We start from the raw sequence: 24,862 nt of genomic DNA, 5'->3' as shown, positions 1-24,862 counted from the left end.
AAAATCCTGACGCCGGGGCGATACGGCCAAGCCGCCCGCCCCGAAGTAATCACGGATTATACGGTCATGATTTCCGCTTCTTTCTGGACGACCATCTTGTCGATGTCGGCCACGGCGCGATCGGTCAGCTTCTGGACATCGTCCTGCGCACGACGTTCGTCGTCCTCGGAGATTTCCTTGTCCTTGACCAGCTTCTTCAGGGCTTCGTTCGCTTCACGACGCAGGTTGCGCACGGCGATCTTGGCGTCTTCGCCTTCGCTGCGCACAACCTTGGTCAGGTCGCGGCGGCGCTCTTCGGTCAGGGCGGGCATCGGCACGCGGATGGTATCGCCCATCGAGATCGGGTTCAGGCCCAGATCCGATTCACGGATGGCCTTTTCGATCGGGCCGGCCATGTGCTTTTCGTAGGGCTGCACGCTGATGGTGCGGGCGTCCACGAGGTTCACGTTGGCGACCTGGCCGACCGGAACCGGCGAGCCGTAGTACTCGACCTGCACGTGGTCCAGGATGCCGGTGTGGGCGCGGCCCGTCCGGATCTTGCCCAGGTTGATCTTGAGCGTATCAAGCGACTTGGCCATCCTGGCTTCGGCGGATTTGCGAATTTCTGCTGCGCTCATGGAATTTCCTTTTCTTTAAACGTGTACCAACGTGCCTTCGTCTTCGCCGCTGACCACTCGCTTGAGCGCGCCGGACTTATTGATCGAAAACACTTTGATCGGCAGTTTCTGGTCACGGCACAGTGCGAAGGCCGTGGCGTCCATGACTTCCAGACGGCGCACGATCGCTTCATCGAAGCTGATCCGCGAATAACGCGTCGCGGTGGGATCCTTGTTGGGATCCGCACTGTAGATGCCGTCCACTTTAGTGGCTTTCAACACGATCTCCGCGCCGATTTCCGCGCCACGCAAGGCGGCGGCGGTGTCGGTCGTGAAGAAGGGGTTGCCCGTGCCCGCGGCGAAGATGACGACCTTGCCCTCTTCGAGGTAGCGCAAAGCCTTCGGGCGGATGTAGGGTTCGACGACCTGATCGATGTTCAGGGCGGATTGTACGCGGGTGTCGATGCCCTTGTGCTTCAGCGCGTCTTGCAGGGCAAGCGCGTTCATGATGGTGGCCATCATGCCCATGTAGTCGGCGGTGGCGCGGTCCATGCCCTGCGCACCCGGGGCGACGCCACGGAAAATGTTACCTCCGCCAATGACGATGGCCAGTTCGACGCCCGTGGCGGCGACTTCGGCGATCTCATCGGTCATGCGGACGATGGTGGAACGATTGATGCCAAAAGCATCCTCGCCCATCAGCGCCTCGCCGGAAAGTTTGAGAAGAACCCGTTTGTATGCTCTGCTGCTCATAGGTGATATCCCGAAGAACAATCCGACGAAAGTGTATGACAAGAATGAGGGTGACCCTCAAAGCCCCAGGGCCGGCTATCTGCCGGGCGCTGCTGCACCCGAACCGGCCCCTCGGCGTAAAAAGGCCGGACTAGAATTTAATCTAGTGCCGGCCTTTAAGCACTACCCCAGAAGGTTAGGCGGCGCCGGCGGCGGCGGCGGCAACCTCAGCGGCGAAGTCGCTGGTCTTCTTCTCAATACCTTCGCCGACAACGAACAGCACGAACTTGCTGATCGAAGCGCCATTGGCCTTCAGATGCTGTTCGACCGTGTGCTTGTCGTTCTTGACGAAAGGTTGCGACAACAAGGTCACTTCCTTCAAGAACTTGGCGACCGAACCTTCAACCATCTTGGCGACGATGTCAGCCGGCTTGCCGGATTCGGCGGCCTTCTGCTCGGCAACCGAACGCTCGGCGGCGATGTCGGCCGGGTTCACGCCGTCGGCGTTCAGGGCCTTGGGCTTGGTGGCGGCGATGTGCATCGCCAGGTCCTTGCCCACTTCTTCGGCGCCGGTGTATTCCACCAGCACGCCGATCTTGCCGCCGTGCACGTAGCTGGCCAGCGAGTTCGGCGTTTCGATGCGCTCGAAGCGGCGGATCGAGATGTTTTCGCCGATCTTGCCGATCAGGGCGGTACGGGTCGTTTCAACGGTGCCTTCACCGAACGGCAGGGCCGACAGAGCGGCGACGTCGGCCGGGTTCTGCGTGGCAACCAGTTCAGCCAGCTTGTTCACGAAGCCGACGAAGTCGTCGTTCTTGGCAACGAAGTCGGTTTCGCAGTTGATTTCGACCACGGCGCCTTGCTTGGCGTCGGCGGAGATGAACAGACCGATCAGGCCCTCGGCGGTGACGCGGGCAGCGGCCTTGCTGGCCTTGTTGCCCAGCTTGACGCGCAGGATTTCCTCGGCACGAGCCAGGTCGCCTTCGGCTTCCGTCAAGGCCTTCTTGCACTCCATCATGGGCGCGTCGGTCTTCTCGCGCAGTTCCTTGACCAGGGCAGCGGTAATTTCAGCCATGTTTGCTCCAATTTTGCTAAGACACGCCCCGGCTCGCCGGGGCAGTGATTTGATTCGATGGGACGCCCGCCAGTGGCGGACCAGGAAGATGGGAGCCCACCTTCGCAGTGCCGGCGAGGCGGGAGCGGTTCTGTTTCAAAAGCCGCTCCCGGACACTAACCGCCGGACATGACAACAGGCTTAGGCCTGGTTGTCCTGCACTTCAACGAACTCTTCCTGACCTTCGCCTTGCTCTTCGACCAGACCATTGATGTTCTGTTCGCGGCCTTCCAGCACGGCGTCGGCGATGCCCTTGGCGTACAGCGCGATGGCCTTGGCCGAGTCATCGTTACCGGGGATGACGTAGTCGATGCCGTCCGGCGAGTGGTTGGTATCAACCACGGCGACGACGGGGATACCCAGCGTCTTGGCTTCGGCGATGGCGATCTTGTGGTAGCCGACGTCGATGACGAACATGGCGTCAGGCAGACCGTTCATGTCCTTGATGCCGCCGATCGACTTGTTCAGCTTGTCCAGTTCGCGTTGGAACAGCAGGCCTTCCTTCTTGATCATGCGCTCGGCGCCGCCTTCGGCGACGACGACTTCCATGTCCTTCAGGCGCTTGACCGAGGTCTTGACCGTCTTGAAGTTGGTCAGCATGCCGCCGAGCCAGCGGGCGTCGACGAAGGGCATGCCGCAACGAGCAGCTTCAGAGGCGACCAGCTCGCGAGCAGCGCGCTTGGTGCCGACAAACAGGATGTTGCCGCCGCGAGCAGCGATCTGCTTCACGAACTTGGTGGCTTCCTGGTACTTATCAACCGTCTTTTCCAGGTTGATGATGTGAATCTTGTTGCGGTGACCGAAGATGTACGGAGCCATCTTGGGGTTCCAGTAACGGGTCTGGTGACCAAAGTGGACACCCGCTTCCAGCATTTCGCGCATCAAAGACATGTAATTCTCCAAGGGTTGGTTTCTTGCGCCGCACCTGCATCAGCATCTGGCTGACACCCTGGGTGGTGAGACGCGCGATTTCCCGCAACATGCGGGATGGACAAAATTTTAACCGGGCCGACCGATCACTGTCGCAATAAAACTACTGCTTCCGCGATAAACCCAGACGACCGACACGACCAGAGCCTTGCACTACACACCTGTTCCCGCTTGTTCTGCACAAGCAGGCGCTGAGCCAGACCCTCCAGGAAATTCCTGGAAGTTTCCGGGGTTCAGCGCACCCGGACTTGTTTTGTTGGCAGCGAAATCCAGCTCTTCGCAGTCAGGCTCAACGCCATCTTGCGCATCAGACCCCCAGGGCATTTCTTAAAAAAACCCGAAGGTTTTCAAGAACTTAATCTGGCGTCCATACCGAACCTGCATCGCCGCTCAAAAACATGACCGGGCGTACAAGCACGCCGTGCCCCGGTTTTGCTGATTTCAAATACCCACACAAATCCCGCGCGGCCCCTTTCGCACCTTGCGCTCTTTCAGTACCTGGCAACCTGCCCGATTTCGCTCCACAACCTTCGCTTGCGGTGAAACTTCAGGGCATGCTGCCGATCTCATGAAAGATCGTTCGGGGCAAAGGGACTGGCAAAACTCATGCGGCGCATCTTCGACCACCGCTGCCAGGATCGGCTCTTGCCGTTACCCAGTTACGGTAACAGTACTGTTACCAGCACTACTACCACTGCTACTACTACTACTACTACCACTGCTACCGGTATCACTACCGATGGCTCCCCAAAATTTTAGGGAAGCCTATAATTCTACTATTCTTTCAAGCAGACATTCAAGCGAGAGATCGTCAAGTTACTCCATGGGCACAATTACCAATCCGGCCGACCTGGCCAAGATGCGCGCCGCCTGCCAGGACGCCGCCAAAGTCCTCGACTTCATCACCCCCTACGTCAAGCCGGGGGTCACCACCGGCGAGCTGGACCGCCTCTGCCTGGAATACCTGACTGACGAATTGAAGGTCAAGTCCGCCACGGTAGGCTACGCCCCGCCCGGCTACCCGCCCTTCACCGGCGCCATCTGTACGTCCGTGAACCACCAGGTGTGCCACGGCATCCCGGGCGACAAGGTCCTGAAAAATGGGGACTCTCTCAATATTGACGTCACCATCATCAAAGACGGCTGGTTCGGCGACACCAGCCGCATGTACCCCGTGGGCGAACAGTCCATCTTGTCGCGCCGCCTGACCGAAATCACCTTCGAATGCATGTGGAAGGGAATTCAGCAGGTCAAGAACGGCGCCACCCTGGGCGACGTGGGCAACGCCATCCAGAAGCATGCGGAATCCAACGGCTTTTCGGTGGTGCGCGAATTCTGCGGCCACGGCATCGGCCAGCGCTTCCATGAAGATCCGCAAGTGCTGCATTATGGCAAGCCCGGCACCGGCGTGAAACTGGAAACGGGCATGTTGTTCACCATTGAACCCATGATCAATGCCGGCCGCCGCGAAATCCGCCAGTTGGCCGATGGCTGGACGGTGGTCACGCGCGATCATAGCCTGTCCGCTCAATGGGAACACGCGGTCTGCGTCACGGAAACCGGCTATGAAGTGCTGACGCTGTCGCCCGGCATGCCGCCCCCGCCGGCGTTCATCACCGAGCCCATCGTCATCCCCGCCGTGTAACGCATCGCCGCCCGCCCATGACCGCCGAATTCCTGAGCTCCCTGCGCGAACGCATCCAGCAGTCCCGGCGCGCCGCGGTGGCGCAGTTTCGCGAACACGAGCGCCCGGACACCCTGCTGTCTGAATTGCGGCGCATCGTGGACGCCGCGCTGCGCGACCTGGTCAAGCACTATCCGCTGCCGCTGGGCGCCACGCTGGCCGCGGTGGGCGGTTATGGCCGGGGCGAACTGTATCCGCATTCCGACGTCGACCTGCTGATCCTGTTGCCGCACGCCCCCACGCGGGAAGAAGAAACGGCGATTGAACGGCTGGTGGCGTCGCTGTGGGACTTGGGCCTGGAGCCCGGCCACAGCGTGCGCACCATTGAAGACTGCGAGCGCGAGGCCGACGCCGACATCACCGTGGAAACGGCGCTGCTGGAATCGCGCTGGCTGGCGGGCAGCCGCATCCTGATGCGCAAGTTCGACGCGGCAACCAAGTCGCGGCTGGATCCGCGCGCCTTCTTCCGCGCCAAGCGGGTCGAAATGCAGCAGCGCCACGCACGCTACCAAGACACCCCCTATGCGCTGGAACCGAACTGCAAGGAATCGCCCGGCGGCCTGCGCGATCTGCAAGTGATTCTGTGGATGGCGCGCGCGGCGGGTTTTGGCGACAGCTGGCGGTCGGTTGCGCAAGCGGGCCTGTTGACCTCATCCGAGGCGCGCGACCTGCGCAAGGCCGAACAGGCGTTCAAGCGCCTGCGCATTGAATTGCATCTGCTGTCGAACCGCCGCGAGGACCGCGTGCTGTTCGACTTGCAGCCGGCGCTGGCCGAGGTCTACGGCATTCATGCCACCGCCACGCGGCGCGGCAGCGAACTGCTGATGCAGCGCTACTACTGGGCAGCGCGGCTGGTAACGCAGTTGAACGGCATCCTGGTGCAGAACATCGAAGAACGGCTGTTTCCGCGCCCCGATAGCGACGCGCGCGATATCGACGACGATTTCCGCAACCTGCGCGACCGCCTGGACATCATTCGCGACGACGGTTTCGAACGCAACCCCACCCTGCTGCTGCGCGCCTTCCTGGTGATGCAGCAGCACCCCGAACTGACCGGCATGTCGGCGCGCACGTTGCGCGCGATCTGGCATTCGCGCCATCGCATCGACGCGCAGTTCCGACGCAACCCGGTCAACCGCAAGCTGTTCCTGCAGATTCTTCAGCAGCCGCGCGGCATCGTGCACGAGCTGCGGCGCATGACGATGCTGAACATCCTGCCCCGCTACCTGCCGGTGTTTCGCCGCATTGTGGGCCAGATGCAGCACGACCTTTTCCACGCCTACACGGTGGACCAGCACACGCTGGCCGTGGTGCGCAACCTGCGCCGCTTCACCATGCCCGAGCACGCGCAGGAATATCCGCTGGCCAGCCAGCTGATTGCCGGGTTGGACCGGCACTGGCTGCTGTACGTGGCCGCGCTGTTTCACGACATCGCCAAAGGCCGGGGCGGCGACCACTCCGAATTGGGCGCCCGCGACGTGCGCAAGTTTGCGCAAGACCACGGCATGGACCCGGAAGACGCCAAGCTGGTGGAATTCCTGGTGCGCCAGCACCTGCTGATGTCGGCCGTGGCGCAAAAGCGTGACCTTTCCGACCCGGCGGTGGTGCAGGAATTTGCCAGCACGGTCAAAGACGAACGCCACTTGACCGCGCTGTACCTGCTGACGGTGGCCGACATCCGGGGCACCAGCCCCAAGGTGTGGAACGCCTGGAAGGGCAAGCTGCTGGAAGACCTGTACAAGTTGACGCTGGCGGCCCTGGGCGGCGCCCACGCGGACGCGCACACGGTGCTGACCGAACGCAAGGAAGAAGCGGCCCGCCTGACGCGCCGGGCCGGCCTGCGCGACGACGCCCGCGAGGCCTTCTGGAACCAGCTGGACGTGGCCTATTTCCTGCGCCACGACGCTTCCGACATTGCCTGGCACACGCGCCACCTGTATCACCAGGTGGCTCCCGCGCAAGCCGTGGTCAAAGCGCGCCCCACCGAGCAAGGCGAAGGTTTGCAGATCATGGTCTACACGCGCGATGCGCCGGACCTGTTCGTGGCGATCTGCGGGTACTTCGACGCCAAGAGCCTGTCTATTCAGGACGCTCGCATCCACACCACCCGCCATGGCTGGGCGCTGGACAGCTTTATCGTGCTGCTGCCCGAAGGCGCCAGCGACCTGCGCGCGCAAGCCACGCTGGTGGAACACGAACTGGCCGAACGTCTGAAAGACCCGCAGGCGGCCGCGCAAGCGCAGCCCAACCGGGGCGGCTATTACGGCCGCAACCGGCAATCGCGCGTGTCGCGGGTATTTCCCGTCATGCCGCAGGCTGAACTGCAACCGGACGAGCGCAGCACATCGTGGCGCCTGTCCGTCACGGCCACCGACCGCCCTGGCCTGCTGCACGCTTTGGCGCGCGTGTTCGCACGGCACGAAATCAACCTGTTGATGGCCAAGATCATGACGCTGGGTGACCGCGTGGAAGACGTCTTCATCGTGGACGGATCCACTTTGGCCCGCCCCCGCAGCCAGATGCAGTTTGAACGCGACATCCTGGATGCGCTGGCCGGCGACGAGGCGCAACAGCGGGTCGCTTGATCTGACCGCAGCCGCGGCATCGCCAGACGGCACCCGGACCGCATACAATCCGGGTTTTCGGCCACGCGATGCCCGCCCTCATGCAGCTCAACGACTATCTGCGCGTCTTTGGCAGCAGCTTCTTTTTTGCGCTGGCCACGCTACTGCCCTTCCTGAACCCGCCCGCCATCGCGCCAATCTTCCTGTCGCTGACCGAAGGCGCCTCGTCGGCCACGCGCGTGGTGTTGGCCAAGCGCGTCGCTATCAACGTGTGCCTGATGCTGGTCGTGGCCATGGTGGCCGGCAACGTGCTGCTCAGTTTCTTCGGCATTTCGTTGTCGATCGTGCGCGTGGGTGGCGGCATGCTGGTGATTGCCAGCGCCTGGCGGCTGGTGAATTCGCCGGATGCCGATACCGAGCGCGTGGCCCGCATGGCCGAATCGTTTACGCCTGAAATGGCCAAGGCGCGCGCGTTCTACCCGTTGACCTTCCCCATCAGCTGCGGCCCGGGCTCGATTGCCGCCGCCATTACCGTGGGCGTGTCGCTGCGCGACCAGAACCATGTGCTGAGCCTAGTACGCCTGGGTGGCTCGATTCCGGGCATCATCGCCGTGTCGCTGACCCTGTATATCTGCCTGCGCTTTGCCGCCCAGATGCTGCACCGGCTGGGCGACAACGGCACGGCCGTGTTCATGCGGCTGTCCGCCTTCATCATGCTGTGCCTGGGCGTACAGATCTTCTGGGAAGGCGCGCGCGACCTGATGCTGGGTTTGTTGACGCAGGTGATGCAACCAATTCCGGTTCCCAAAGCCTAAGCGTTGGCCGGGCTGCGTGCCCGCATCGACCAATCTCAAGACAAGCTAAAAAAATGACTACCCGCTCTGAACGCCTGCTACGCCTGATTGCCCTGTTTTGCTTCGGCGCCGTTGGCGTGGCCCTGATTTCACAACACGTCTTTGACATGCCGCCCTGCGCCTGGTGCGTGCTGCAACGCCTAATCTATCTGGTGATCGGGGCGGTGGCGCTGGTGGGCGGATTTGGTGGCGGCCGTGCGCTGACCCGCATTGCCGGCGCGCTGGCGGCGCTGTTGTCGTTGTCCGGCGTGGTGGCGGCCTGGTACCAGTACACCGTGGCGGCCAACATGCTGTCGTGCGACCAGACGTTTGCCGACCGCTTCATGACGGGCATCGGCCTGGAAGGCAACGTGCCCTGGGTGTTCGGCATTTTCGCCACCTGCATGGACGCCAAGGTGCCGGTGCTGGGCATCGAATACGCCCTGTGGAGCCTGGCGCTTTTCGTGATCCTGTTCTTCATGGCGCTGCCGGTGGTCTTCGGGCGCGCGCCTGCTCGCTCGGCGCTGTGACTACCCTGAAATTTCTTACCGGCTATCCGGAACCCCTGCTCGTCCAGGCCCAGACGCTGCTTGAGCGCGGCAAGCTGGGCGACGCCCTGCTTGCGCGCTACCCGGATGGGCCGCACGACATCCGCACCGACCGCGCGCTTTACCAGTACGTGACCGACCTGAAGAACACGTATCTGCGCAATGGCGACCAGATCAACAAGGTGGCGTACGACAGCAAGATTCATGTGATCCAGCACGCGCTGGGCCAGCACACGTACATCTCGCGCGTGCAGGGCGGGAAATTACGCGCCAAGCACGAGATCCGGGTGGCGACGCTATTCAAGACCGTGCCCGCGCAGTTCCTGAAAATGATCACCGTGCATGAGTTGGCGCACTTGAAAGAGAAGGACCATAACAAGGCCTTCTACAACTTGTGCCTGCGCATGGAACCGCACTACCACCAATACGAATTTGATCTGCGGCTGTATCTGACGCATCTGGAAGCCACCCGCGAAACGCTGTGGGCGCCGGTGGGCTGAAGGTCGGGCAGCGTCGCTTTACAACAAATTGGTCGTACCAGTTTCGCTTGGCAATATCGCGAATTAAACGAATCTTCCCGCGAGATTGAGCGGCGATTCTTGGGTATCATTGCCTCCGGCGCCTGATTGGCATGCGCCGCCGCCCGCAAGGGACGGCAAATTGGTCGTACCAATATCCCATGCGCCTGTCAGACCAAGTCGCTGAAAAGCTGTTATCCCTGATCCAGGCCCGCAACATCGCGCCGGGTGGAAGGCTGCCGGCCGAGCGCGGCTTGGCGCAAAGCCTGGGCGTGTCACGCACCGCCTTGCGTGAGGCCATCCAGAAGCTGTCCAGCCACGGCATCCTGATCAGCCGCGTCGGCGCCGGCACGTTTTTGGCGGCCGACGCGCATCAATGGCCGCAGGAATCAATGTCGCCGTTGGCCGCGCTGATGCAGCACGACCCGCAGTACCGCTATGACGTGCTGGAAACGCGCTGCGCGCTGGAAACCAGCACCGCCAGCTACGCGGCGCAACGCGCCACCGACGCGGACAAAGCCAAGATCCAGCGCTGCTTCGATCAGATGGTCGACTACCAGCAACGCGGCAATGCCGAGCTCTCGGCCCACGCCGACGCGCAGTTTCACCTGGCCATTGCCGAAGCCTCGCACAACCTGGTGCTGCTGCAAGTCATGCGCGGGCTGTTCGACCTGATGCTGTCCACCGTGGCGCAAAACCGCCGCATCATGGTCATCCAGGACAGCCCGTCCTCGCACGACAAGCTGACCCATCAGCACCAGGCGCTGATGCAAAGCATCCTTGACGGCGACGCCGACCAGGCGCGCGCCGTCATCGGCCAGCACCTGGACTACATCCGCGCCACGCTCGTCAAAATGGACGAAGACGCCGCCCGGCGCGACCGCGCCGCCCGCCTGCCCTCCCCGCCCCCGCCCTCGCCCCAACCATGACGCCAGCCTCCACCCCCGACACCGGCACCGGCACCGAATTGCTGACCCAACTGCGCGCCGTGGTCGGCAACGCGCATGTACTGACCGGCGATGCGGCCACGCGCCGCTTTCGTCGCGGCCATCGCACGGGCGAAGGCCGTGTGCTTGCGGTGGTACGCCCCGGCAGCTTGCTGGAGCAATGGCGTGTGCTGCAAGCCGTGGTGCAATCGGGGCGCATCGTCATCATGCAGGCCGCCAACACCGGGCTGACCGGCGGGTCCACGCCCGATGGCGATCAGTACGACCGCGAGATCGTGCTGGTCAGCACGCTGCGCATTCCGGGGGTGCAGGTGATCCGCGACGGGCGGCAGGTGGTGTGCCTGCCCGGCGCCACGCTGGACCGGCTGGAGCAGACGCTGGCGCCGCTGGGTCGCGAACCGCATTCGGTGATCGGGTCGTCCTGCATTGGGGCGTCGGTGCTGGGCGGCGTGTGCAACAACTCGGGCGGCGCCTTGCTGCGGCGCGGGCCCGCGTATACCGAACTGGCGCTGTACGCGCGGCTGAACGAAGACGGTTCGCTTAACCTGGTCAACCATCTGGGCATCGACCTGGGCCAGACGCCCGAAGAGATCCTGACCCGTTTGCAGGCCGGCGACTATGGTCCCGGCGATATCAGCGATGACGTGGGCGCGGCGTCAGACCCCAACTATGCCGACCATGTGCGCCAGATCGACGCCCCCACGCCGGCGCGCTTCAATGCGGACCCCTCACGCCTGCACGAAGCCTCCGGCTCGGCCGGCCGCGTGTGCCTGTTCGCGGTGCGGCTGGACACGTTCGAGCGCGAACCCAGCACGGTGTTTTATATCGGCAGCAACCGGCCCGATGACCTGACCGCTGTCCGCCGCGAACTATTGGCCAAGCTTCCACGGCTGCCTATCGCGGGCGAATACATCCATCGCGACGCATTCGATATCGGCGCGCGCTATGGCAAAGACGTGTTTCTGCTGATCGACAAACTGGGCACCGCCCGCGTACCCAAGGCCTTTGCCATCAAGAGCCGGCTGGACGGCATGGCGGAACGGCTGGGCCTGCCGGGCCTGATCGACCGCGCGATACAGGCCGTTGTGGCGCTGCTGCCGAATCATCTGCCGCGCCGCATGCGCGACTACCGCGACCGCTACGAACACCACCTGCTGCTGCGCGTGTCCAACGATACGGTCGAGGCCACGCGCGCGTTTTTGACGAAGCACTTCGCGGGACGCAAGGACGCCGCATTCTTTGAATGCGACGCCGAAGAAGGACGCAAGGCCTTTCTGCATCGTTTTGCCATCGCGGGCGCGGCAATCCGCTATCGCGACACGCATCGCTCAACGGTGCAGGACATCGTGCCGCTGGACATCGCGTTGCGCCGCAATGACCGGGAATGGGTCGAGACCCTGCCGGCCGACATGGAACGCGACATCGTGCACAAGCTGTATTACGGGCACTTTTTCTGCCACGTGTTTCACCAGGACTACATCGTGCGCAAGGGCGTCGATCCGGTCGCGATGGAGCATCGCATGTGGGCGTTGCTGGACGCGCGGCAGGCGGAATATCCGGCCGAGCACAACGTGGGGCACTTGTATGTTGCCAAGCCGGCGCTGGCTGCGTTCTATCGGGAACTGGACCCCACCAACACGTTCAACCCGGGCATCGGGCACACGTCAAAACTGTTGAATTGGGGTGCCTGCTGCGGCCAGCAAGGGTTGCCGGCCGCTTACCGCGGCCAAGAGGATGGCCGCGGCGCGCAGGGGTAGATCAGGCGTCGTTGGCGGCGTAGCCCATGTTGAATTGCAAGCCGCTGGCGCCTTCGTCCTGGCCGGGTTCGGCGCGCGACTGACCCAGGCGGGCCAGGTATTCGGCGGTGATGTCGCCCGTGACGTATTCGCCGTCGAAGCACGAAGCCTCAAAGCGCTGCATCTTGGGGTTCAGGTCACGCACCGACTGCTGCATGTCGGACAGATCCTGGTAGATCAACGAATCGGCGCCGATGGCGCGGGCGATTTCTTCGTCGCTGCGGCCGGTGGCGATCAGTTCCGATTGCGTGGGCATGTCGATGCCGTACACGTTCGGGAATCGCACCGGAGGCGCGGCGGACGCGAAGTACACCTTGTTGGCGCCGGCGGCGCGCGCCATGTCGACGATTTCGCGGCTGGTGGTGCCGCGCACGATGGAGTCATCAACCAGCAGCACGTTCTTGCCCTTGAATTCCATGCCGATGGCATTGAGCTTCTGGCGCACGGACTTACGGCGCACGGCCTGGCCCGGCATGATGAACGTGCGACCCACGTAGCGGTTCTTGATGAGCCCTTCGCGGTAGTCCAGGTTCAGGCGCGCGGCCAACTGCATGGCGGCGGGACGCGAGGAATCCGGAATCGGCATGACGACGTCGATGTCGCCCAGGCGCATGTTGCGCGCGACCTTGTCGGCCAGGTACTCGCCCATGCGCAGGCGGGCGTCGTAGACCGACACGCCGTCGATCAGCGAATCCGGACGCGCGAAGTACACGTATTCGAAAATGCAGGGCACCAGTTGCGGGTTCTCGGCGCACTGGCGGCTGACGAAGCGGCCGTCCAGGTCGACGAACACGGCTTCGCCGGGCTCGACGTCGCGCACGAAGACAAAGCCGCTGCCTTCCAGCGCCACGGATTCCGAGGCCACCATCCATTCAACGCCTTCGTCGGTTTCCATGCGGCCGATACACAACGGGCGGATGCCGTTGGGGTCGCGGAAGGCCAGCAGGCCGTAACCGGAAATCTGCGCCACGACCGCATAGGCGCCACGCACGCGCTTATGCACGGCCGACACCGCACGGAAGATCGCGTCGTCGTCTAGCGACACACCGTTGGCCGAGGATTGCAGCTCGTGCGCAAGCACGTTCAGCAGCACTTCGGAATCGGAATTCGTGTTGATGTGGCGACGGTCGACGCGGTACAGCGATTCACGCAGTTCACGCCAGTTGGTCAGGTTGCCGTTGTGGGCAAACATGATGCCGAACGGGGCGTTGACGTAGAACGGCTGGGCCTCTTCCTCGCTGGCGCTGGAGCCCGCGGTGGGATAGCGGACCTGGCCGACGCCGGACGTACCGGGCAACGAACGCATGTTGCGCGTACGGAAGACGTCGCGCACCAGGCCGTGAGCCTTGTACATATTGAATTGGTTGCCTTGCGACGTCGCGATGCCCGCGGCGTCCTGCCCGCGATGCTGCAACAACAGCAAGCTGTCATAGAGCAGCTGGTTGACCGGCCCGCGCCCGATGACCCCTACGATTCCACACATGGTGAGATTTCCTGGTTGATTTGAAGCTAATCAATACGGCAGCCAAGTCGCCAAAGACGGCGGCAGCCACGTTTTGATATGTTTGATGGCCTCGATGGCCGAATGCGAAAACATGGCGTCCTTCCACCACGGCTCTTGGGGCAGCGGCGTGTAGCCGGCAGCGGCCACCAACGCCAGCACGATCAGCAGACCACGGGCCAGCCCGAACATTCCGCCCAGGCCGTGATCGGCCGGGCTGAGTCCGGTACTGCGGATCAAGGCGGCTAGCGTCATGTTGACCAAACCCACACCGAGCAGCACTAGGATGAACACCACGGCGTATGAGACTCCCATGCGCAGCAGCGTCGTTTCAATATAGGGCTCTAGCCACGTATACACCGTGGGACCCCACCATATCGCGGCCACGAAGGCCAGCAGATAGGCGACCAGCGACAGCACCTCTTTGAGCAGGCCGCGCACCAGGCCCAGCACACCCGAGACCGCCAGGATGGCCAGCACGACGAAGTCGAAACCGGTCACTATTGGGCGGCGATAAAACCATTGTCATAGCCCAAGGTGCGCAAACGCGCCTGGGCCGCCTGTGCCGCTTCGCGAGAGGGGAACGGCCCCACGCGCAAACGGTACTGCTGCTTGCCTCCGATGGAGGCTTGTTCAACAAATGCGTTGGTGACGCCCGCCTGATGCAGCTTGGCGCGACGCGATTGGGCGTCTTCCGACGTGGTGTACGCCGCGATCTGCAACACGAAATTGCCCTTGGCGGCAGGCTTGGGCGCGGTGGCCGGCGCCGAAGCAGCCGGTGCCGCACGCCCTTCCAGCAGCGCCAAAGCGCGCGCGCCGTCATCGGAACGCGTGTCGGGTTTGGCGGGGGTGGTCGGTTTGGCTTCCGGCTTGGCCTCGGGCTTGGGTTCCGGCTTGGGCTTGGCTTCGGGCTTGGGCGGCACCAGTGGCGGCGTGACCTGCACGGTGGTTCCTTGCGCGCTGGACGCCGTCGCGGCGGGCGGCGTGGAGGTCACGGCAGGCGGCGTGGGCACCGGGGTTTCGGTAGGCGCGGTGCCCGTGGCGGCGCCATTGGCTGCGGCTGCGCCCGACGCGGCAGCACCGGACCCGGCGGCCTGCGGCTCGCTTACCTGCGGTTGGAAGGGAGTGTTGCGGTCCGGCACGCGGATGGGAATGTTGTCGGCAACCGGCACCGGCTGCGAATCAAGCACCATGGGCAGGATGATGACTGCCGCCAGCACCAGGGCGACGGCGCCTGCCAACCTGCGCCGCGCACGGCCGCGCAACTGCGCAGCCTGAACCTCGCTAGGCACTGCCGCCCGTTTAGAGGACTGCGCCTGGTCGGCAGGATCTTTGCGATTGAAAAAACCCATGGAAGAGAATTCCTTGCGGCGCCTTGCGGCAATATGGCGGCGGGCCGCCATGTCCCGTTTTGCCTATGCCTTGCGACCCAGAGCCTGCAAAACCGAGGCCACGGTGAGAAACGACCCAAACACGACGATTCTATCATTCTCGACCGCCCGTTCGCGCGCCGCCGCGTAGGCTTGCGCGGGATCGTCGAAGGCGGCGATGCTGGGGCTTTCCGCCCCCGCGGGCGATGGCGGCAAGGCGGCGGCCACCTTGTCGGCCAGCGCCTGGCCCGACGTGCCGCGCGGGCCCGGCAGCCCTGCGCAATACCAGTGGTCGATGCGGGAGCCCAGCTTGGCGATGACGCCGGCCAGGTCCTTGTCGTTCAGCATGCCGAACACCGCGTGGGTGTACGGATGAAAGCCCATGTTGTCCAGGTTCTGCGCCAGCACGGCCGCGGCATGCGGGTTGTGCGCCACATCCAGGATCACCGACGGCTGACCGGGCAGAATCTGGAAGCGGCCCGGCAGCGAGGCTTGTAGCAGCCCAAGCCGCACCGCCTGCTGCTGCACCGGCAGCCGGTCGCGCACCGATTCCAGCGCGGCCAGCGCGGCGGACGCGTTCAGCAGCTGGTTGGCCCCGCGCAGCGCCGGGTACGCCAGCGCGCTGCGGCGCTGTTCGCGCCCGCCATACGCCCATTGCTGGCGGTCGCCGGAATAGTTGTAGTCGCGCCCGAACAGCCAGAGATCCGCGCCGATTTTTTCAACGTGGTCCAGCAGCGATTGCGGGGGCACCGGATCGCTGCAAATGGCCGGACGGCCAGCGCGATAGATGTGGGCCTTTTCGAAGCCGATTTTTTCGCGGGTATCGCCCAGCCAGTCGGTGTGGTCAAGGTCTACGCTGGTGACGATGGCGCAATCGGCGTCGACGATATTGACGGCGTCCAGCCGCCCGCCCAGCCCCACTTCCAGCACGATGGCGTCCAACCGCGTTTGCGAGAAGAGCCGCAGGATGGCCAGCGTGGTGAATTCAAAGTAGGTCAGCGAAACCTCGCCCCGCGCCGCTTCGACCGCCTGGAACTGCGCGATCAGCTCGGCGTCCGAGGCGATCTGGCCGTTGACGCGGGCCCGTTCGTTGAAGTCGATCAGGTGGGGCGACGTGTACAGCCCGACCTTGTAGCCGGCAGCCAGCAGGATGGCTTCAAGCATGGCACAGGTGGACCCCTTGCCGTTGGTGCCGCCCACCACGAACTTCACGCCCGACAGCTCAAGCCCCATGCGGGTGGCCACGTCGCGCACGCGGTCCAGGCCCATGTCGATCGCGGTGGCGTGTATGGATTCCAGGTACTGGAGCCAGTCGGACAGGGTGGCGGAAGCGTCAGGCGAAGAAACGGGGGACATGTCGGGGCCGAGAGAGGAGATCAGCCCAGGATTTTAGCAGCCGGTGCCCGGTGTTTTCCCTAATCCCCTAGGGCGCGCCACGGTATCGGTTCCGAAAAAGCGCTTGCCGATGTTTTTCGCATACGTGAAAATGAATTTACGTATGAAAACTTAGACGGACGAACATGACGCAATCTTCACCCCCCCGCTGGCTGGTTCGCGAAGCCGACATCCCCGGCTATCACCCCGCCAATCACACCGGCACCTTGAACCGCCGGCTGATCAGCCCCGACACGGTCGGCGCGCGCGGCGTGGAAGTGCTGCTGGGCGTGATTGAAAAAGGCCAGGGCGCGCTGCCGCATGCGCATCCGGGCATCGAACAGGTCTGTTATCTGTTGTCCGGCACCGCGCGCGCGCAGGTGGCGGACGAAACGGCCGACATGGTGGCGGGCGACTGCTGCTACTTCCCGCCCGACATCCCCCACGTATTTACCGTGACCAGCGACGAGCCCGCCAGGCTGCTGGTGATCTACACCCCTCCGTACGAAGAATCCCCCGACCGCGTGATCCGGGACTTTCCGGCGCCCTCGCCCGCCGCCTGACGCGGCGCGGCACCAGGCAGCGGACGCAGAGCCGCGCTTGCATTCCTATCTATAAAAACTGGAGACAACCCATGCACCCCTTCCGTCTATTCGGTACCGCCCTGCTCAGCGGCGCGGCATTGTTGGCCGCGCCCCTGGCGCAGGCGGCCGACTACCCCAACAAACCCATTACGTTGATCGTGCCGTTCCCGGCCGGTTCAGGCACCGATGCCGTCGGCCGCATCTTCGGGCAGGAGCTGTCGACCATCCTGGGCCAACAGATCGTCGTCGAGAACAAGCCCGGCGCCAACGCGACCATCGCGGCCAGCTATGTGGCGCGCGCCAAGCCGGACGGCTACACCTTGTTCGTCACCACCAATACGTCGCACTCGGCCGCCCCCTGGCTGATGAAGAACGTGTCCTACGACCCCGTCAAGGATTTCACGCCCATCGCGCGCGGCGGCAACCTGCCTTTCATCCTGGTCGTAAACCCGAAACGGCCCTGGAAGAACGTGGCCGAACTGGTGGCTGACGCGAAGAAGAACCCCGGCCGCATCACCTACGCCAGCGGCAACAGCACGGGCATCGTCGCGGGCGCAACGCTGGCCGACCGCGCCAAGATCGACATCCTGCACGTGCCGTACAAGGGCACGCCGCAGGGGCTGACCGACGTGGTCGGCGGCCAGGTGGATTTCATGTTCACCGACCTGGCTTCCGGCCTGCCGTTCGTGCACTCCGGCCAACTGCGGGCCCTGGCCGTGTCCACCGCCGAGCGCAGCGCCATCGTGCCGGACCTGCCGTCCATGGCCGAGGCGGGCGTGAAGGACTTTGACCTGAATTCCTGGAACGGCTATTTCGGCCCGGCCGGCCTGCCGCCCGAGGTGGTGGCCAAGTTGAACGCCGCGATCAACAAAGTGGTGGCCAATCCCGACGTGAAGAAGCGCCTGGCGGGCCTGGGCTTCGACGCCTTTTCGGGTACGCCGCAGGACTTCGCCACGTTCGTCAGCGAACAGCGCGACCTGTGGGGCAAGCTGATCAAAGACGCGGGGATCCAACAACAATGACGCAGCATTCATCCACTGATGCCGCCGCCGGCGGCCCGCTTGCCGGGGTGCGCATCCTGGACCTGAGCTCGGTCGTGATGGGCCCTTACGCCACTCAGACGCTGGCGGACCTGGGCGCGGACGTCATCAAGGTGGAATCGCCCGCGGGCGACAACATGCGCGCCGTGGGCCCCATGCGCAATCCGGGCATGGGCCACTTGTACCTGCACCTGAACCGCAACAAGCGGTCCATCGTGCTGGACCTGAAGACGCCCGAGGGCCTGGCGGCTTGCTTGAGGCTGGCGGAAAGCTGCGACGCACTGCTCTACAACATCCGGCCCCAAGCCATGGCGCGGCTGGGCTTGTCGTACGAGGCGGTGGCCGCGCGCAACCCGCGCATCGTTTACCTGGGCGCCTACGGGTTTGGCGAGGCCGGCCCCTACGCCGGCCGGCCCGCGTACGACGACCTGATCCAGGGGCAGACGGGCATCGCGGCGCTGTCGGCCCAGCAAAGCGGCGACGTGCCGCGCTACGCGCCGCTGACGCTGGCGGACCGCGCGGTGGGCCTGCACGTAGGCATCGCCCTGGTGTCGGCCGTGCTGCACGCCAAGACCACGGGGCGCGGCCAACAGGTCGAGATCCCGATGTTTGAAGGCATGGCGCATCTGGTGCTGGGCGACCACCTGGGCGGGGCGACCTTTGAACCGCCTCTGGGACCCACCGGCTACGCCCGGCTGCTGGCCCCGCACCGCCGCCCCTACGCCACGGCCGACGGCTACCTATGCTTGCTGATCTACAACGACAAGCACTGGCGCAACTTCTTCAAGCTGATCGAGCAGCCGGAATTGGCCCAGGACCCGCGCTTTTGCACGCATGGCGCGCGGGCGGCGCACATCAGCGAGGTCTACGCCTTCGTGGCAGACGTGATTCGCACCCGCAGCACGGACCATTGGCTGGCAGCGATGGCGGCGGCCGACATTCCGGCCTCGCAGTTGTACACGGTGGACGACCTGCTGCAAGACGAGCACCTGGCCGCCACCGACTTCATCCGCCACATCGACCACCCCAGCGAAGGCCCGCTGCGCACCCCCGCGCCGCTGGGCCATTACCAAGGCACGCCGACATCGCTGCGCCGGCCCGCCCCCCGACTGGGCGAGCACAGCCGCGAGGTGCTGGCGCAGGCCGGCTACGACGACGCCCGGATCGACGACCTGCTCGCCCGTGGCATTACCCAGGACGGAAACGACTGATGGACTTTGCTTTCACCCCCGACCAATTGGCGCTGCGCGACGCCGTTTCGCGCATCTGCGACCGCTACCCCGACGAATACTGGCTGGAACGCGACCGCGAAGGCGGCTTTCCCGAGCCGCTGCATGCCGATCTGGCCCGCGACGGCTGGCTGGGCATCGCCATGCCGCAGGAATACGGTGGCGCCGGCCTGGGCATGACGGAAGCCGCGCTGATGATGCAGACCATCGCCGCGTCCGGCGCGGGCTTTACCGGCGCGTCCGCCGTGCACATGAACATCTTCGGGCTGAATCCGGTGGTGGTCTTCGGCAGTGACGAACAACGCAGCCGCTGGCTGGAACCGCTGATCGCCGGGCGCGAAAAAGCCTGCTTCGCCGTAACCGAGCCCGATGCCGGGCTGGACACCACCAAGCTGTCGACCCGGGCGGTGCGCCAGGGCGATGAATACGTGGTGCATGGGCGCAAGATCTGGATATCGACGGCGCAGGTTGCCACCAAAATGCTGCTGCTGGCGCGCACCACGCCGTTGTCCGAGGTAGACAAACCCACCCAGGGCCTGTCGCTGTTCTATACGGACCTGGACCGCGAAAAGATCGAAGTGCGCGAGATCGAGAAAATGGGCCGCAAGGCCGTGGACTCGAACATGCTGTTCATCGATGGCCTGCGCATCCCCGTGGCCGACCGCATCGGCGAAGAGGGCCGAGGCTTTGAATACATCCTGCACGGCTTGAACCCCGAACGCATCCTGATCGCGGCGGAAGCCGTGGGCATTGGCCGCGCGGCGCTGGACCGGGCGGTGAAGTATGCCGGCGAACGCACCGTATTCGGCCGCCCCATTGGCCAGAACCAGGGTATCCAGCACCCGCTTGCACAAGCCTGGATGCAGCTGGAGGCCGCCGACCTGATGGTGTTCAAGGCCGCCAGCCTGTACGACGCCGGCCTGCCCTGCGGCCCCTACGCCAACACCGCCAAGTACCTGGCGGCCGAAGCCGGCTACAACGCCTGCCAGACGGCGGTGATGACGCTGGGCGGCATGGGCTACGCCAAGGAATACCACGTGGAACGGCTGCTGCGCGAAAGCTTCATTCCGCGCATTGCGCCCGTCAGCCCGCAGCTGATCATGTGCTTTATCGCCGAAAAGGTGCTGGGGCTGCCGAAGTCGTATTAAGGATCAGGGCGGGGCCCGCGCCCCGTCAGGCCTGCTGTTCCAGCGCCGTGCAGGCCGCCCGCAGGATGCGCGCATACGCCTCTTGCTGCGGCTCGATCCGGTAGATCGGGCCGCCCACCGAAATCGCATAGTGCTCGCCCGACAGCGTGACGGGCCACGCAATGGCGCCCACGTCGGCGATCGATTCCCCACTGTTCATGAACCAGCCGCGTTGCCGCGAGCGCTGAAGATCAGCTTCCAGTGCCTCGGCGGTGACCAGCGTGCGCTCGTTGTAGCGCGTCATCGGCGTGCCGGCCAGGACGGCATGGCGCGCGGATTCGTCCATCAGCGACATCAAGGCCTTGCCCAGCGAATTGGCATGTACGTCCTTGAACTCGCCGGCAACGGGCGCGTATCGGATGGTATGTGGCGAATCCAGCACGTCCAGATAGACCACGCGGCCGTCCTGCGTCAGCTTGGCAAAAACAACGGTTTCGCGGGTGGCGTCGCGCAATTCGGCCAGGCTGGGGTAGACGCGATCCAGCACGGGGTCCGCACGCGCGATGCGTTGCGCCATGGCCAGCAGCCGGCCGGTGGGGTAGTACCCCTGGCGCCGGCCCGTTTCATACAGGTAGCCCAGCCCGGTCAAGGTGCGGATCAGCGCCAGGCAGCTGGACACCGGCACATCCAGCAGACGGGCCAGCTCCGACAAGGGCAACGCGCGCTTTTCGCGGGCAAAGGTTTCGATGATTTCGATGACTCGCAGCGCCGTCTTGACACTCATTGCCCGATCCAAACTGATTAGCACGTGAAAGACCCAGCCCCGCCGGGGGCTAAAGTTCCCTGCAAAGGTGCCGTAATCGTAGCTGAGAATTCCCTGAAAACAGCGCGTTCCTCCGAGACGCCCACATCGCCGCTGGAGTGATCATGGCCGTAACCCCCCTAGCCCCCGCTACGTTCGCACCCGTTGCGCCCGTGTTGGCCCCCGTCGCAGCCGAACCGGCTGTGAGCGTGACGCCCGCGGCCGCCGCCACGAACAGCGGCGCCTCCGACAGTGCCACGTCGGACCAATCAGATTCGCAGAAGCTGCCGCTGGACAAGGCGCTGGACGAAATCAACGACCAGATGAAGGCGTGGTCGACTCAATTGCAGTTCGAGATAGACCCGAACGTGCATCAGGTGGTGGTGTCGGTGGTGGACGCGGAATCGGGCGATGTCATTCGTACGATCCCCAGCGAAACCGTGCTGAAAATCGCCAAAATGATCGTGAACATGCAAGGAAACGGCATCAAGACTTCCGCGTAGGTGACCCTTAAAACGGTGTTTTCCATGCAAGTTGGCGCCATTTCGTGAGGGAAACCCCGAATTAGGCCCGCCTTATGCCCTTACCCGGCCAATCGCCGGCATCATATTTTTGACAGAATCGCATCGCTAGGAAGGAATTTCACATGGCTTCTATTACCAACCTTGGGTCCGTGTCCGGCTTGCCGCTGGAAAAGATCCTGTCGGACCTGCAAGACGCCGAGACGAAAAAGCTGTCGGTCTACACGACCCGCGCCGAAAGCTACCAAACCCGTATCGACGCTTACTCGCAGCTGCAAAGCGCGTTGGAAGCCCTTCAGTCGTCTGCCGCCGTGCTGGGCAAGACCGAAACGATGGCTGCCATCAAAGGCAGCGTGACCGGCGGTTCCGCCCTGACGGCCACCGTGGCCGCGGAAGGCGCGGTGGCTGGCGAGTACACCATCGAAGTGAAAAACCTGGCGCGTGCCCAAAGCTTGCAATCGTCGGCCATTGCCGACCGCACGGCTCAGAACGGCGCCACCGGCACGTTTGAAATCGAACTGGCCGACGGCACCAAGCGTACCGTCGACCTGAAAGACGACACGTCGCTGAACGGGATCGTCAAAGCCATCAACGCCGACGACAAGACCGGCCTGCGCGCCACGGTCATCAACGACGGCAACGGCAACAACTTCCTGATGCTGACCGCGCGCGACACGGGCGAGAAGGCATCGGTCAAGTCCATTACCGTTAACGGCGACCAGTCGCTGAAAGACATCCTGACCTTCAGCACCGACGCCGGCGGCGTCACCAGCGGCATGACGGCCACCAAGGGCCAGGACGCCGAAGTCATCATCAACGGCATCCCGGTCAAGAGCGGTTCGAACAACATTTCGACCGCCATCGACGGCATCACGTTGAACCTGGCAGAAAAGACGGACGCCGACAAGCCGATCACGCTGAAGCTGGAAGCCGACACCTCGGTCGCCAGCAAGGCCGTGCAGGACTTCGTCACCAAGTACAAGACGCTGCAAACCACGATCAAGAACCTGACGTCGTTCGACGCCAAGGCCGCCACCAATCAGCCGCTGACCGGCGACGGTACGACGCGTTCGATCCAATCCGCCCTGTCCGGCGCGCTGCAAGGCGTCTTGGGCAACGGCACGCTGAAATCGCTGGCTGATCTGGGCATCACCACGGATGCCACCGCCCGCGAATTGAAGCTGGACACGACCAAGCTGACCAAGGCCCTGACGGAAAACCCGGCAGACGTCACCAAGCTGCTGACCGGCGAAAACGGCCTGGCCAAGAACATCGACGCCGCCCTCAAGGACGTGCTGGGTTCGACGGGTTCGCTCAAGACCCGCCAGGACGGCTTGGCCAAGTCCATCACTGCCGTGGATGCGCAGAAGGCACGCGCCAAAGCGTCCAGCGACGCTGAAATCGAACGGATGCGCTCGCAGTTTGTTGCGCTGGACACCTTCTACATGAAGATGCAAAGCACAGGCGCGTACCTGACCCAGCAGTTTGAGGCAATGAATAAGTCCAACAAGTAACTTATAGAAGATGCATTAAATGACGTATGCCGCCCGACGGCCCTCAGGGTCTTATTCTGTTCGTTCCTACGCCGATATCGGTCTGGAAACGCAAGTCCTGGGCGCAAGCCCGGAGCGGCTGATCACCCTGCTGTATCTGGGTGCGCGGGCGGCCATCGGGCAGGCACGTATCCATTTGAACGAAGGCCGGATCGCCGAGCGCGGCGCCGCCATCTCGAAAGCGATCAAGATCGTCGATGAAGGTCTGAAGACGGGGCTTAATATGGAGGCCGGCGGCGATATCGCCGCCAACCTCGCCCTGCTGTACGACTACATCATCCGCACGCTGCTGACGGCGAACCTGAAGGCGGATGCCGAACAGCTGGATATTGCCGACCGCCTGCTGGCCGACCTGGCCGAGGCCTGGCAGACTTCCATCGACCGGCCTGCCGGCGGCATGGAGCCGTAATGGCCAGAACCATGTCCCTAGCCAGCCTGCGCACGCCCGAGATTTCCATGACGTCCCTTACCCAGTCCCCTCCCTCCATCCTGGAAAACTACCAGGAGATTGCTGACATCACGGGGGAAATGCTCTCCGCCGCCAAGGCCGGCGACTGGGACCTGGCCATGGTGCACGGCCAGCAATACTGCGAACGCGTCGAACGCCTGCGTCAGACCGAACAAAAGGCGCCGCTGGACGAAGCCACGCGCGCCATGAAGTACGACCTGCTGGTGCGCATCCTGGAAAACGACGCGCTGACGCGTGATCTGGCCATTCCTCAACTGGCCCGCCTGGGCGAACTGCTGGGGCGCATGAAGCGCCAGCAGACGCTGCTGTCGGCCTACGGATACCAGCAGGCGCCTGAAGAATGAGCGTCGGTCCCGCCGCACTCGGTAACGTCCTGGTGCAGCGGTTGGACGCCGTGCTTGGCACGACGATGTCCGCCGCGAATGCCAACCAGGTTTCGGGCGCCCGGCCGGACGCCGTCAGCCAGCCTGGCGGCCCGGAAAAGCCCGGGTCGTCGGACGGGTCCACCCGCGACCCCCGGCAAGGTATACAAACTGGCGGCGCCCGAGGCGACCGCCAGAATACCGTTGTCGACGCCAAGACCGCCGCCGCGCTGGCGCTGGCCGCGCGCGGGCTGGTCACCAGTAGCGACACCACCGCGTCCGCGCCGACCACGCTGGGCACCACCGCCCGCACGATTCTTGCCTTGCTGGCGCAGTTTCCAGAAGCCGCGCCCGCCGTCCAGGGACGCGCCCCGCTGTGGAACGCCAATGGCGGCGCGGCTGAGCAAGCGCCCGCCCAAGCCGGATCCCAACCCGCGCCCGCGAACGGCCCGGCCGCCCAGCCCGGACAAGCCGCGCAGACGTTGCCGGGCGCCCCGCAGACGGGCGCTGCCGCGAACACCGCCGCCCCCCCCGCCCCCCCCCCCGCCCCCCCCCCCCCCCCCGCAAGCCCCCCCCCCCCCACCCCCCACCCCTCCCTCCACCCCACCTCTATCCTCCCACGCGCCGCGATCTCTTCTCGATTGCTACAGGCTACTCCACGACTCCAA

24 protein-coding genes and 1 pseudogene are annotated in these 24,862 nt (G+C 64.2%); 16 read left to right on the top strand and 9 right to left on the bottom strand.

The window, feature by feature from the left end; genetic code table 11:
* Window positions 1-56: 56 nt before the first annotated feature.
* From frr to rpsB, 4 genes are all read right to left on the bottom strand, one after another.
* On the bottom strand, window positions 57-617 hold the full coding sequence (gene frr, locus AC6LJY_RS21365) for a ribosome recycling factor (RefSeq protein WP_046807186.1): 561 nt from the start codon (window positions 615-617) through the stop codon (window positions 57-59).
* A gap of 15 nt (window positions 618-632) precedes the next feature.
* The gene (pyrH, locus tag AC6LJY_RS21360; protein ID WP_046807187.1) at window positions 633-1,349 is read right to left on the bottom strand and encodes a UMP kinase; all 717 of its coding nucleotides are present in this window, start codon (window positions 1,347-1,349) and stop codon (window positions 633-635) included.
* A gap of 175 nt (window positions 1,350-1,524) precedes the next feature.
* Window positions 1,525-2,403: a translation elongation factor Ts gene (gene tsf, locus AC6LJY_RS21355; RefSeq protein WP_046807188.1), complete on the bottom strand. Its 879-nt coding sequence runs from the start codon at window positions 2,401-2,403 to the stop codon at window positions 1,525-1,527.
* Window positions 2,404-2,583: 180 nt separating this feature from the next.
* Complete coding sequence (gene rpsB, locus AC6LJY_RS21350) at window positions 2,584-3,333, bottom strand: 30S ribosomal protein S2 (protein WP_046807189.1); 750 nt, start codon at window positions 3,331-3,333, stop codon at window positions 2,584-2,586.
* An 862-nt stretch (window positions 3,334-4,195) separates the two neighbouring features.
* Here rpsB and map point away from each other — a divergent pair.
* The 7 genes from map to dld all read left to right on the top strand — a co-directional run bounded on the left by map (window position 4,196) and on the right by dld (window position 12,223).
* Window positions 4,196-5,017, top strand: coding sequence for a type I methionyl aminopeptidase (gene map / locus AC6LJY_RS21345; RefSeq protein ID WP_046807190.1), 822 nt, complete (start codon window positions 4,196-4,198; stop codon window positions 5,015-5,017).
* Window positions 5,018-5,034: 17 nt separating this feature from the next.
* A complete protein-coding gene (locus AC6LJY_RS21340; protein WP_314364234.1) occupies window positions 5,035-7,641 on the top strand; it encodes a [protein-PII] uridylyltransferase in 2,607 nt (868 codons plus the stop codon).
* 80 nt (window positions 7,642-7,721) lie between these two features.
* The gene (locus AC6LJY_RS21335; protein WP_046807192.1) at window positions 7,722-8,435 is read left to right on the top strand and encodes a MarC family protein; all 714 of its coding nucleotides are present in this window, start codon (window positions 7,722-7,724) and stop codon (window positions 8,433-8,435) included.
* A 53-nt stretch (window positions 8,436-8,488) separates the two neighbouring features.
* On the top strand, window positions 8,489-8,983 hold the full coding sequence (locus AC6LJY_RS21330; protein ID WP_498136697.1) for a disulfide bond formation protein B: 495 nt from the start codon (window positions 8,489-8,491) through the stop codon (window positions 8,981-8,983).
* Window positions 8,980-9,501, top strand: a complete 522-nt coding sequence (locus AC6LJY_RS21325; RefSeq protein WP_046807193.1) for a M48 metallopeptidase family protein — start codon at window positions 8,980-8,982, stop codon at window positions 9,499-9,501. Before AC6LJY_RS21330 ends, AC6LJY_RS21325 begins: the two co-directional genes overlap by 4 nt.
* A 179-nt stretch (window positions 9,502-9,680) precedes the next feature.
* Complete coding sequence (gene lldR / locus AC6LJY_RS21320; protein ID WP_498136696.1) at window positions 9,681-10,448, top strand: transcriptional regulator LldR; 768 nt, start codon at window positions 9,681-9,683, stop codon at window positions 10,446-10,448.
* Window positions 10,445-12,223: a D-lactate dehydrogenase gene (gene dld, locus AC6LJY_RS21315; RefSeq protein WP_498136695.1), complete on the top strand. Its 1,779-nt coding sequence runs from the start codon at window positions 10,445-10,447 to the stop codon at window positions 12,221-12,223. Before lldR ends, dld begins: the two co-directional genes overlap by 4 nt.
* Before the next feature lies 1 nt (window position 12,224).
* Here dld and purF read toward each other — a convergent pair whose 3' ends face one another.
* From purF to folC, 4 genes are all read right to left on the bottom strand, one after another.
* A complete protein-coding gene (gene purF / locus AC6LJY_RS21310) occupies window positions 12,225-13,745 on the bottom strand; it encodes an amidophosphoribosyltransferase (protein WP_120155022.1) in 1,521 nt (506 codons plus the stop codon).
* Window positions 13,746-13,775: 30 nt separating this feature from the next.
* On the bottom strand, window positions 13,776-14,264 hold the full coding sequence (locus AC6LJY_RS21305) for a CvpA family protein (RefSeq protein ID WP_046807457.1): 489 nt from the start codon (window positions 14,262-14,264) through the stop codon (window positions 13,776-13,778).
* Window positions 14,264-15,115 (bottom strand): SPOR domain-containing protein, encoded by an 852-nt coding sequence (locus tag AC6LJY_RS21300; protein WP_314364225.1) that lies wholly within the window; start codon window positions 15,113-15,115, stop codon window positions 14,264-14,266. Before AC6LJY_RS21300 ends, AC6LJY_RS21305 begins: the two co-directional genes overlap by 1 nt.
* Window positions 15,116-15,178: 63 nt before the next feature.
* Window positions 15,179-16,489: a bifunctional tetrahydrofolate synthase/dihydrofolate synthase gene (gene folC, locus AC6LJY_RS21295; RefSeq protein ID WP_046807458.1), complete on the bottom strand. Its 1,311-nt coding sequence runs from the start codon at window positions 16,487-16,489 to the stop codon at window positions 15,179-15,181.
* A 164-nt stretch (window positions 16,490-16,653) separates the two neighbouring features.
* Between folC and AC6LJY_RS21290 the strand changes: the two genes are divergently transcribed.
* From AC6LJY_RS21290 to AC6LJY_RS21275, 4 genes are all read left to right on the top strand, one after another.
* A complete protein-coding gene (locus tag AC6LJY_RS21290; protein WP_046807459.1) occupies window positions 16,654-17,070 on the top strand; it encodes a cupin domain-containing protein in 417 nt (138 codons plus the stop codon).
* 71 nt (window positions 17,071-17,141) lie between these two features.
* Window positions 17,142-18,113, top strand: a complete 972-nt coding sequence (locus tag AC6LJY_RS21285; RefSeq protein ID WP_498136694.1) for a Bug family tripartite tricarboxylate transporter substrate binding protein — start codon at window positions 17,142-17,144, stop codon at window positions 18,111-18,113.
* Entirely contained in the window at window positions 18,110-19,342 is a 1,233-nt protein-coding gene (locus AC6LJY_RS21280; protein ID WP_498136693.1) for a CaiB/BaiF CoA transferase family protein, read from the top strand. The genes AC6LJY_RS21285 and AC6LJY_RS21280 overlap by 4 nt, the downstream gene beginning before the upstream one ends.
* Window positions 19,342-20,508: an acyl-CoA dehydrogenase family protein gene (locus tag AC6LJY_RS21275; protein ID WP_046807462.1), complete on the top strand. Its 1,167-nt coding sequence runs from the start codon at window positions 19,342-19,344 to the stop codon at window positions 20,506-20,508. Before AC6LJY_RS21280 ends, AC6LJY_RS21275 begins: the two co-directional genes overlap by 1 nt.
* 25 nt (window positions 20,509-20,533) lie before the next feature.
* Here the strand turns inward: AC6LJY_RS21275 and AC6LJY_RS21270 are convergent, their stop codons facing one another.
* Window positions 20,534-21,271 carry an IclR family transcriptional regulator gene (locus tag AC6LJY_RS21270; RefSeq protein ID WP_046807463.1) on the bottom strand — a complete coding sequence of 246 codons (738 nt, stop codon included), beginning with the start codon at window positions 21,269-21,271 and terminating at the stop codon, window positions 20,534-20,536.
* Window positions 21,272-21,414: 143 nt separating this feature from the next.
* On the opposite strand from AC6LJY_RS21270, the gene AC6LJY_RS21265 reads away from it, so the two are divergent.
* From AC6LJY_RS21265 to AC6LJY_RS21245, 5 genes and pseudogenes are all read left to right on the top strand, one after another.
* Window positions 21,415-21,792, top strand: coding sequence for a flagellar protein FlaG (locus AC6LJY_RS21265; RefSeq protein ID WP_046807464.1), 378 nt, complete (start codon window positions 21,415-21,417; stop codon window positions 21,790-21,792).
* A gap of 143 nt (window positions 21,793-21,935) precedes the next feature.
* Window positions 21,936-23,324, top strand: a complete 1,389-nt coding sequence (gene fliD / locus AC6LJY_RS21260) for a flagellar filament capping protein FliD (protein ID WP_046807465.1) — start codon at window positions 21,936-21,938, stop codon at window positions 23,322-23,324.
* Window positions 23,325-23,343: 19 nt separating this feature from the next.
* On the top strand, window positions 23,344-23,772 hold the full coding sequence (gene fliS, locus AC6LJY_RS21255) for a flagellar export chaperone FliS (RefSeq protein WP_046807466.1): 429 nt from the start codon (window positions 23,344-23,346) through the stop codon (window positions 23,770-23,772).
* A gap of 47 nt (window positions 23,773-23,819) precedes the next feature.
* A complete protein-coding gene (locus AC6LJY_RS21250) occupies window positions 23,820-24,176 on the top strand; it encodes a flagellar protein FliT (protein WP_104145683.1) in 357 nt (118 codons plus the stop codon).
* Window positions 24,173-24,862 (top strand): annotated as a pseudogene (locus tag AC6LJY_RS21245) (flagellar hook-length control protein FliK); the annotation flags it as partial. The gene AC6LJY_RS21250 and the pseudogene AC6LJY_RS21245, both read left to right, overlap by 4 nt.

This window comes from Achromobacter sp. RT286_PF (assembly GCF_059760425.1).
Note: the sequence above shows the minus strand (reverse complement) of the source record. Positions and strands in the feature narration are given on the sequence as shown.